Origin of the sequence: Brevundimonas sp. (assembly GCF_024711105.1) — a bacterium.
In the GTDB taxonomy this organism is placed as follows: Bacteria; Pseudomonadota; Alphaproteobacteria; order Caulobacterales; family Caulobacteraceae; genus Brevundimonas.
Genome location: NZ_JANJTL010000136.1, coordinates 23646 through 32837, shown reverse-complemented (window position 1 = coordinate 32837; position 9192 = coordinate 23646). Strand labels below are relative to the sequence as shown.

Below are 9192 nucleotides of genomic sequence, written 5' to 3'. Positions count from 1 at the left end.
ACAGCTTGCGGCCCGACTTGATCCGCGAGAAGCTCGACCGCGTCTGCCCCTAACCGCCGCGAATTCGGGCGCGGCTTCAAACTGGGGGGCCCCACCCGGGGCCGCCCTTTCGCTTTTCCGTATCGCCCCCTACAGCCTGTCCGTCATGCTCGAGAAAACCTTCGATCCGAAATCCGTCGAACCCCGCCTGTACGAGGCGTGGGAGCAGTCCGGCGCCTTCTCGCCGGACGGCGTGCTGGCCGAGCGGCCCGAAGCCCCGACCTATTCGATCGTCATCCCGCCGCCGAACGTCACCGGCTCGCTGCACATCGGGCATGCGCTGAACAATACGCTGCAGGACATCCTGGCCCGCTATCACCGAATGAAGGGCGAGGCGGTGCTGTGGCTGCCCGGCACCGATCACGCGGGCATCGCGACCCAGATGGTGGTCGAGCGCGAGCTGGCCAAGCCGGGCGTCAACATGAGCCGGCGCGACATGGGCCGTGAGGCCTTCGTCGCCAAGGTCTGGGAGTGGAAGGCCGAGAGCGGCGGTCAGATCGTGCGCCAGCTTCGCCGGCTCGGCGCCTCGTGCGACTGGAGCCGCGAGCGGTTCACCTTGGACGAGGGGCTGTCGGCCGCGGTCCGCAAGGTGTTCGTCGACCTCCACACACAAGGGCTGATTTACCGCGACAAGCGGCTGGTGAACTGGGACCCGCACTTCCAGACGGCGATCTCCGACCTCGAGGTCGAGCAGAAGGAGGTCGACGGCCATTACTGGCACTTCGCCTATCCGCTGGCCGACGGTGTGACCTACGAGCATCCGGTCGCCTTCGACGAGGAGGGCGACGCCACCGAATTCGAGACGCGCGACTACATCGTGGTCGCCACCACCCGGCCCGAGACGATGCTGGGCGACACCGGCGTGGCGGTGCACCCGGACGATGCGCGCCACGCGGGCCTGGTCGGGAAGTGGATCGACCACCCGATCACCGGCCGGCGCATCCGCATCGTAGCCGACGACTACGCCGACCCGGCCAAGGGCTCGGGGGCGGTGAAGATCACCCCGGCGCACGACTTCAACGACTTCGGCGTCGGCAAGCGCACCGGACTGGAGGCGCTGAACGTCATGGACGCCTTCGGCCGGATCACCGCGGCCGATACGCCCGACGTGCCAGCCGAGTACGAGGGCATGGACCGCTTCGCGGCGCGCAAGGCCATCGTCGCCCGCGCCGAGGAGGAGGGCTGGCTCAAGGAGATCGAGAAGACCCGGCACGTCGTGCCGCATGGGGACCGTTCCGGCGTGGTCATCGAGCCGTGGCTAACGGACCAGTGGTATGTCGACGCCCACACCCTGGCCCAGCCGGCGCTCAAGGCGGTGGAGGAGGGGCGCACCGTCTTTGAGCCTCGGAACTACGAGAAGATCTATTTCGAGTGGCTCCGCAATATCGAGCCCTGGTGCATCTCGCGCCAGTTGTGGTGGGGCCACCGCATCCCGGCCTGGTACGGACCCGACGGTGCGGTCTTCGTCGAGGAGACCGAGGAAGAGGCGCGCGCCGCAGCCCGGCATCACTACGGCGCCGAGACGGCCCTGACCCAGGACGAGGACGTGCTCGACACCTGGTTCTCCTCGGGACTGTGGCCATTCTCGACCATGGGCTGGCCGGAGCAGACCGAGGATCTGAAGCGCTTCTACCCCACCACCGACCTGGTGACGGGCTTCGACATCATCTTCTTCTGGGTCGCCCGGATGATGATGCTGGGCACCCATTTCACCGGCGAGGTCCCCTTCCGCCGCGTGGTCATCAACGGCCTCGTGCGCGACGAGAAAGGGCAGAAGATGTCCAAGTCCAAGGGGAATGTGATCGATCCCCTTGAGATCGTGGATGAGCTGGGCGCCGACGCCCTGCGCCTGACCATGGCCATGCTGTCCGGAACACGCGACATCAAGTTATCGAAGCTACGTATTGAAGGTTATCGCAACTTCGGCACCAAGCTGTGGAACGCCGCGCGCTTCTGCCAGGTCAACGAGTGCCGCCGGGTCGAGGGATTTGATCCGGGCGCGGTCCAGCTCACGCTGAACCTCTGGATCCGCGGTGAACTGGCGACGGTGGCGGCCGAGACGGCCCGGGCGCTGGACGTCGCCCATTTCGACGAGGCGGCGCAGGGGCTCTACCGCTTCGTCTGGAACGTCTTCTGCGACTGGTGGCTGGAACTGGCCAAGCCGGTGCTGAACGGCGCCGACGAGGCGGCCAGGGCCGAGACGCGCGCCATGGCGGCCTGGCTGCTGGATCAGTGCTGTTTGCTGCTGCACCCCATCATGCCCTTCATCACCGAGGAGCTGTGGGGCGAACTGGCGGCCTTCGGCGGCCCGCCGCGCGAGACCCTGCTGATCTCCGCCCGCTGGCCCGAGGCGCCCCAGAGCTGGACCGACCCGGCCGCGAGCGACGAAATCGGCTGGCTGATCGAGGTGGTGTCAGGGGTCCGCTCGCTGAAGGCGGAAACCAACGTGCCGGTCGCCGCCAAGCCCGGCCTGACCGTCGTCGGGGCCGACGCGGCCACCCGTGAACGGCTGGAGCGGCACCGCACGGCCATCCTGACGCTCGGCCGCGTGTCCTCCGTCGACGAGGCCGACAGCGCGCCGGCGGGCTCCGCGCCCTTCGTGGTCGGCGAGGCGACCTTCGCGCTGTCGATCGCGGAGCATATCGACGTGGCCGCCGAGGTGGCGCGCCTCGGCAAGGAGATCGCCTCGATCGACAAGGACCTCGACGTCACGCGCAGGAAGCTCGGCAATCCCGACTTCGTCGCTCGCGCCAAGCCCGAGGTGGTCGAGGAGAACCGCCAGCGCCTGACCGACGGCGAGGCCGCGCGCGCCAAGCTGGAAGCGGCGCTAAAGCGGCTGGAGGAGCTGGGCTGAAACTCCGCCTCGACAAGCTGCTGGTCCAGCGCGGCCTGTTCGACAGCCGGGCCCGCGCCCAGGCGGCGATCGAGGCCGGGGCCGTGACCATCGACGGCCAGCCGGCGCGCTCGGCGCACCAGGCCGTGGCCGAGGACGCCAAAATCGGGGCGAGGGCCGCGCACGACTGGGTGGGACGGGGCGCGCTGAAGCTCGTGGCCGCGCTCGACCTGTGGCCGGTCCAGGTAGATGGGCGAACCATCCTGGACCTGGGCGCCTCAACCGGCGGCTTCACCGAAGTCTGCCTGTCCCGCGGCGCGGCGAGGGTGTTCGCGGTCGATGTCGGCCGAAGTCAGCTGCACGCCAGGCTCGCCGCCGATACGCGCGTCACGAGCCTAGAAGGCACGGACGTCCGCGACCTCGACGCCGACATGATCGCCCCTGCGCCCGAGCTGATCGTCTGCGACCTCAGCTTCATCGGCCTGGCCAAGGCGCTGGAGGTCCCGCTGTCCCTGGCTGCCCCGGAAGCCGACCTGATCGCGCTGGTGAAGCCCCAGTTCGAGATGGAAAGCCGCAGCGAAGTCGGCAAAGGGGGCGTCGTCACCGACCTCGAAGCACGCCAGGCCGCGCTCGACCGCGTCGCCGCCTGGCTGGAAGGGAAGGGGTGGTCAATCCGCGAGACCACCGAGAGCCCCATCGTCGGCGGCGACGGCAACCGCGAGTGGCTGCTCTGGGCGCGCGCAATGAAAAACCCCCGGCGGATTGCTCCGCCGGGGGCTCATCACGTCGTCGATCGACAGGGGGGCTGAAGACTTAATCGACGACGTAATACCGTCCGTACCGGTCCGGGCACATGCGGACGCGGCGGTCGTAGCGGCCCTGCCGGACCGTGGTCCAGCGGCACTGGCCGTACTGTTCGTGGCGGCTGTAGCCGTAGCCGCTGTTGCGATAGTCGCGGTCATAGCCACGGTAGTCGCGGTCGTAGCCGCTGTTGTCGTAGCCGTACTGGTTGTAGCCGTACTGGCCGTAACCCGACTGACCGTACTGGTTGTAGCCGTACTGATTGTCGTACTGGCTGTCGCAGGCGGCGTTGCTGCGGCCGACGCTGGAGCCGATGGCGGCGCCGAGGACCGCGCCGATCACGCCGCCTTCGGTGCGGGCGCCGTCCGAGGCGATCGAGGAGCCGGCCGCGGCGCCGATGGCCGCGCCGATCAGTCCGCCGGCGGTCTGGCCGCGGCGCTGGTCGCGTTCACAGGGGTCGTAATAGCCTTGCTGGCCGTAGCCGTAGGACGGCTGGCTGTAGCCGTAGCCGTAGGACTGGGCCGAGGCGGCCGAAGGGATGGCGATGACGCCGGCGACAGCCATGGCTCCGGCGGCGGCGATCCTGGTGCGAAGAGACATGGTGTTGCTCCCGTTTGTCTGGCGGTTCGGGATCAACCATCGATCCCGTGGTCCGTTGCATGCGGTTTTAGAGGGGGCAACCTGAACGGCGTTTGAGATGGCCGTTCATCTTCGTTCATCTAGATTACAAATGCGGGGCGCTTCCGCGCGGCCGCGGGCTTTGGCACAAGCGCCCATGCGTCGTGCACCGGCCCCCCAGCCTTCCGTCGAAAAGATTCTGTCGGTCCGCGCCGTCGGCGGGCAGGGCGACGGCCTGGCCACGGCCGATGACGGTAGCCGCGCCTTCCTGCCGCTGACCCTGGCCGGGGAGAGGGCGCGGGCCTCGGTGGCCGGCGACCGGGCCGAACTGATCGAACTGCTGGAGGCGAGCCCCGAGCGCGTCAAGCCGCCCTGTCCGCACTTCGGCGAATGCGGCGGCTGCGCCCTACAGCACTGGGACTATGAGGCCCAGCTGGCCTGGAAGCGCGAGCAGGTGCGTCAGATCCTTGCCCGCGAGGGACTGGACACCGAGGTCGCGCCCGGCGTGCCGGCCAGGCCTGAGAGCCGCAGGCGCGTGGCGCTGCATGCGCGGCCCGGTCGGGGCGGGGCGGTGCTCGGCTACAAGGCGCGCCGCTCCTGGCGGCTGGTCGAGATCGCGGTCTGCCCGATCTCGGACCGGCGCATCGTCGAGGCCCTGCCGGGCCTGAGGAAGGTCGCGGCGGCCTTTCTGGATCACCCCAAGTCCGCGCCGACGCTGCACGTGACCCTGACCCGATCCGGCCTGGACGTGGACGTCACGGGCGTGGAGCGGAAGTCCGGCGGGATGACCGCCGACCGCAAGATGCAGGCGGCGGAGGCTGCGGCCGAGGCCGGGCTGGCGCGGCTGACTTTGGCGGGCGAGCCGCTCTACCAGCCGGGGCAGCCCGTGGTGCGGCTCGGCCAGGCCCTGGTTGAATTGCCGCCCGGCGCCTTCCTACAGGCGACGCCACAGGCCGAGGCCGCCATGGTGGCCGAGACGCTGGCGGCGACCGACGGCGCGCGCAAGGTCGCAGACCTGTTCTGCGGCGTCGGCACCTTCACCTTTCCGCTGGCCGAGCGGGCGCCGGTGCTGGCGGTCGACGGCGCGGCCGAGGCGGTCGGGGCGCTGAAGACGGCGGCCGGCCGCACGCCGGGTCTGAAGCCGATCGAGACGGTGGTCCGGGATCTGTTCCGCAATCCGGTCTCGGCCTCGGAGTTGAAGGGCTGCGACGCGGTGGTGTTCGATCCGCCCAGAGCGGGGGCGCTCGATCAGTCGCGCCAGATCGCCGGGAGCGGCGCGGCGGTGGTCGTGGGCATCAGTTGCAACCCGACCACCTTCGCGCGCGACGCCCGCGTCCTGGTGGACGCGGGCTTTACGCTGGACCGAGTCACGCCGGTCGATCAGTTCCTGTGGTCCGCCCACATCGAGCTGGTCGGGGTGTTCAGGCGCTAGCGGCTGCGACAGACACCGCGGTCATAGATGCCGACGGTGCGGATCACTTCCTGCGGATTGGCTTCCACGCGCTCGCCAGTCATGTAGCCGGCGATGACGCGGCGGATCAGGCTGTCCAGGCGGGTCACCTGATAGCACTTAACCTCGGGCGTATCGTGGGGCAGGCCGACGCCGCTGTCGTCCGTGAGGAACAGGTAGCGGCTCTGGGTCAGGGCGGCCATGGCGCGCATCAGATACTCGGCGTCGTCGGCCACGCCCGAGGCGGCCACCGGCGTGATGTGGATGCGACCCTCGCGCGACTGCACGGCGGCGTCCCAGGCGGCCTGGAAGTCGGCGTCGTGCGGCGGCGCGTCGGCGACGAGCAAACCAACGCGGACGGCGTTCTCGCGCCAGTCGAGGTCGTACATGCGACGCAGCGCCTCCTGCATCGCCTCTGGGTAGTCGCCGCCGCCGGACGCGCTCTCGCGGGATAGGGCGGACTGGAGCTGGCCAATGTCGGACGTCAGGGGGACCGAGCGGACCACGTATTCGTCGCCCTGGTCACGATAGACCACCAGGCCCACGCGGACGTCGACGCCCGGCAGGGACGAACGAAGCCAGTCGAGAATAGCGCCGAGCTCGGTCTGGATGTAGCGGAGCTCGTCTCCCATCGAGCCGGTCGTGTCGATGACCAGCGCCAGGTCGAGCTGACGCGGACGCTCGGCCGCGACGTCAAGGGAGATGGGCACGACGCGGTCCCGGGACAGCTGGCCCTCGGCCACGGCGATGGTCGAGGCGCGGGCCTGACCTGATGGATCGCGCACGGTGATGTTGAGCGTGTCAGGCAGGTCGTCGAAGCCCGGGAAGATGACGGCTTCGCCGTCCGCGCCGGTGGACAGGGTGAGGGGCGCGCCGCGCCGACGCTCGACATGCACCCAGGCGAAGGGCAGGGGCCGGCCCCCGCGCCCGGTAACGCGGATGGTCACCGCACGGGCGGTGTCGAGGTAGGGCCGGAAGGCGCCGCGCCGGTTTTGCAGGTAACCGGCGGTGTAGTCGGCGTACATGCCCGGGTTGAGCAGGTCGTCATAGTCACCGGCGGTCAGGGTTCCCGCCTGGATCTGCTGGCGCGGCGGCGTGCCCGGGAGCGTCGGCGCGGGGGAGGTGGAGCCTTCCGCAGCCAAGGCCGGCGGCGCCGACGGCATGGGTGGCGGTGGGGGAGGGGGAGGGGGAGGCGGAGGCGGAGGTGGCGGGGGCGGCACCGGCCGCGCGCCGCCATCGGCCGTTCGGGAGCCCGTGACGACGATTTCCTCGCCCGCCGCGCCGCCAGGGCTGGTGGAGCAGGACGACGCTCCGACCGCCAGGGCGGAACACAGCATCAGGATCAGGGATTTCCGCATCATCAGTCTCCAACTCCGCCAGCCGCGGCACTATTTGCCCCGGAAGCGGAGGCGTAAAGGCCGCGGGGCCTGACCTTAAATGACGGGAGCCGACCGAAGATGATCACCGATCCGGCCAGCAAGGTCCGCCACAACACCGAACGCCACCGCTTCGAGATCGCCGAGGACGGCCTGCTAGCGGTCGCCGACTACGATCCGGTCGAGGGCGCCTGGGTGTTCGGCCACACCGAGACTCCGCGCCAGTGGCAGGGCGGCGGCGTGGCCGGCGCGCTGGTTAAGGCGGGGCTGGAGGCCGCGCGCGAGGCGGGAGTGAAGGTGATCCCGACCTGCTCCTACGTCGCCATGTATATGAAGCGGCATCGCGAGACCCACGACCTGGTCCACTCCAGCTATCGCGGCGCGCTGGGCCTTTGATCCGCCGCCCTGAGCGGCTAACCAGCGGGCATGACCGCTGACCCCGCCCAAGACACCTGGACCGTCGCCGGACGGACCTTCACCTCGCGCCTGATCGTGGGCACCGGCAAGTACGTCGACTACGCCCAGAACGCCGCCGCCGCCGAGGCCGCCGGGGCCGAGATCGTGACCGTGGCGCTGCGGCGGGTGAACCTGTCCGACCCCAGCCAGCCGATGCTGGTCGATTACGTGAAGCCCGACCGCTTCACCTTCCTGCCGAACACGGCGGGCTGCTTCACCGGCGAGGACGCGGTGCGCACCCTGCGACTGGCGCGCGAGGCGGGCGGCTGGAACCTCGTCAAGCTGGAGGTCCTGTCGGACACGCCGCACCTCTATCCGGACATGCCCGAGACGCTGAGGGCGCTGGACCTGCTGGTTAAGGACGGCTTCGACGTCATGGTCTACTGCACCGACGACGTGGTCATGGCCAGGCGGCTGGAGGAGGCGGGGGCTTCGGCCATCATGCCCGCCGCCGCGCCGATCGGCTCGGGCCTGGGCATCCAGAACCGCGTCAACATCCGGCTGATCGTCGAGCAGGCCAAGGTGCCGGTGCTGGTCGACGCCGGCGTCGGCACGGCGTCGGACGCCACCATCGCCATGGAGCTGGGCTGCGACGCCGTTCTGATGAACACCGCCATCGCCGGGGCCAAGGATCCGATCCTCATGGCCTCCGCCATGAAGCACGCCGTCATCGCCGGACGGCAGGCCTATCTCGCCGGCCGCATGCCGCGCCGCATGTACGCCAGCCCGTCGAGCCCGCTGTCGGGTTTGATCTGACGGTCAGGCGCCGTCAGCCCTCGGCGGCGACCTCTTCCCGGCCCGCCGCAGACCGAAGGGCGGGACCCTGACCTCGCGGCGAACCGCCCTCGCGCGCCCGGTCGATGGCCGCCTGGAGGTCCTGAGGCGAACGGACCTCGATCATCTCGCCATCGACGATAAAGGTCGGCGTGCCGGAGGCGCCGATCATCTGGGCCAGGCGCATCACATCGGTCAGATGCTGGCCCGTCTCCTGGGCGGAGATAAAGGTGCGGGCCTCGGCAAGGTCTACCCCCGCCTGTGCCAGGGTCGCGTCGACCGAGGCGTTGTCGATGGTCTCGGCGGCCATGAGCGCCTGGTGGACCTGGGCGTACCGGCCCTGCTCTTCAGCAGCGAGCGCGGCGCGAGCGGCGTACTCGGACAGCGGCTCGTCGCGGTCCAGGATCGGCCACTCCTTGAAGACGAAGCGGATGTCCGGATTGGCGCGCACGAGCTCCATGTACGGCCCGGCGATCTGTTTGCAGTAGGGGCAGCGGTAATCGAAGAACTGGATCACCGTCACGGGGGCGTCGTCCGGGCCGATGACCGGGTCCCGCGGGTCGCGCTCAAGCTGCGGGAGGTTTTGGGCGATCGTCTCCCGGGCGGCAGCCTGGATCTGCGCGAGTTCCCGTTCCTGAAGGAGTTGGCTGGCTTCGCGCAGAATCTCGGGATTGTTCAGCAGCGCCTTGCGGACCTGCGGCGTCAGGCCGCCGGACGCATAGGGCGTCGCAGCCAGGATCAGGGCGAGCAGGGCGACAATGAGCGCCGCCCAGCCCGGGTTGAAGCTGTCCAGAATGCTCCGGGAGCCCGCGGGCTCGGGAGGGGGCGTCTCTTCGGTCATGCGA

General features: G+C 69.7%; 8 protein-coding genes. 5 read left to right on the top strand and 3 right to left on the bottom strand.

The features are described from left to right. Positions 1-145: 145 nt before the first annotated feature. The gene (locus tag Q0M60_RS10120; protein ID WP_296818890.1) at positions 146-2893 is read left to right on the top strand and encodes a valine--tRNA ligase; all 2748 of its coding nucleotides are present in this window, start codon (positions 146-148) and stop codon (positions 2891-2893) included. Next, positions 2890-3681, top strand: a complete 792-nt coding sequence (locus Q0M60_RS10115; RefSeq protein ID WP_296818894.1) for a TlyA family RNA methyltransferase — start codon at positions 2890-2892, stop codon at positions 3679-3681. The genes Q0M60_RS10120 and Q0M60_RS10115 overlap by 4 nt, the downstream gene beginning before the upstream one ends. 4 nt (positions 3682-3685) lie before the next feature. Here the strand turns inward: Q0M60_RS10115 and Q0M60_RS10110 are convergent, their stop codons facing one another. Then, on the bottom strand, positions 3686-4273 hold the full coding sequence (locus tag Q0M60_RS10110) for a glycine zipper 2TM domain-containing protein (protein WP_296818887.1): 588 nt from the start codon (positions 4271-4273) through the stop codon (positions 3686-3688). A gap of 175 nt (positions 4274-4448) precedes the next feature. On the opposite strand from Q0M60_RS10110, the gene Q0M60_RS10105 reads away from it, so the two are divergent. Next, entirely contained in the window at positions 4449-5723 is a 1275-nt protein-coding gene (locus Q0M60_RS10105; RefSeq protein WP_296818886.1) for a class I SAM-dependent RNA methyltransferase, read from the top strand. Here Q0M60_RS10105 and Q0M60_RS10100 read toward each other — a convergent pair. Continuing rightward, on the bottom strand, positions 5720-7099 hold the full coding sequence (locus tag Q0M60_RS10100; protein WP_296818884.1) for a vWA domain-containing protein: 1380 nt from the start codon (positions 7097-7099) through the stop codon (positions 5720-5722). The genes Q0M60_RS10105 and Q0M60_RS10100 overlap by 4 nt on opposite strands. Positions 7100-7198: 99 nt before the next feature. On the opposite strand from Q0M60_RS10100, the gene Q0M60_RS10095 reads away from it, so the two are divergent. Together Q0M60_RS10095 and Q0M60_RS10090 are read left to right on the top strand one after the other, a co-directional pair. After that, positions 7199-7513: a GNAT family N-acetyltransferase gene (locus Q0M60_RS10095; RefSeq protein ID WP_296818883.1), complete on the top strand. Its 315-nt coding sequence runs from the start codon at positions 7199-7201 to the stop codon at positions 7511-7513. 30 nt (positions 7514-7543) lie between these two features. Then, entirely contained in the window at positions 7544-8329 is a 786-nt protein-coding gene (locus Q0M60_RS10090; RefSeq protein WP_296818880.1) for a thiazole synthase, read from the top strand. A 13-nt stretch (positions 8330-8342) separates the two neighbouring features. Here the strand turns inward: Q0M60_RS10090 and Q0M60_RS10085 are convergent, their stop codons facing one another. Continuing rightward, on the bottom strand, positions 8343-9188 hold the full coding sequence (locus Q0M60_RS10085) for a thioredoxin domain-containing protein (protein WP_296818877.1): 846 nt from the start codon (positions 9186-9188) through the stop codon (positions 8343-8345). Positions 9189-9192: the final 4 nt, after the last annotated feature.

Excerpts from the sequence above, each read along its gene's own strand:
- Q0M60_RS10120 (WP_296818890.1), top strand. The coding sequence starts at position 146 with ATGCTCGAGAAAACCTTCGATCCGAAATCCGTCGAACCCCGCCTGTAC.
- Q0M60_RS10110 (WP_296818887.1), bottom strand. The coding sequence starts at position 4,273 with ATGTCTCTTCGCACCAGGATCGCCGCCGCCGGAGCCATGGCTGTCGCC.
- Q0M60_RS10105 (WP_296818886.1), top strand. The coding sequence starts at position 4,449 with ATGCGTCGTGCACCGGCCCCCCAGCCTTCCGTCGAAAAGATTCTGTCG.
- Q0M60_RS10100 (WP_296818884.1), bottom strand. The coding sequence starts at position 7,099 with ATGCGGAAATCCCTGATCCTGATGCTGTGTTCCGCCCTGGCGGTCGGA.
- Q0M60_RS10095 (WP_296818883.1), top strand. The coding sequence starts at position 7,199 with ATGATCACCGATCCGGCCAGCAAGGTCCGCCACAACACCGAACGCCAC.
- Q0M60_RS10090 (WP_296818880.1), top strand. The coding sequence starts at position 7,544 with ATGACCGCTGACCCCGCCCAAGACACCTGGACCGTCGCCGGACGGACC.
- Q0M60_RS10085 (WP_296818877.1), bottom strand. The coding sequence starts at position 9,188 with ATGACCGAAGAGACGCCCCCTCCCGAGCCCGCGGGCTCCCGGAGCATT.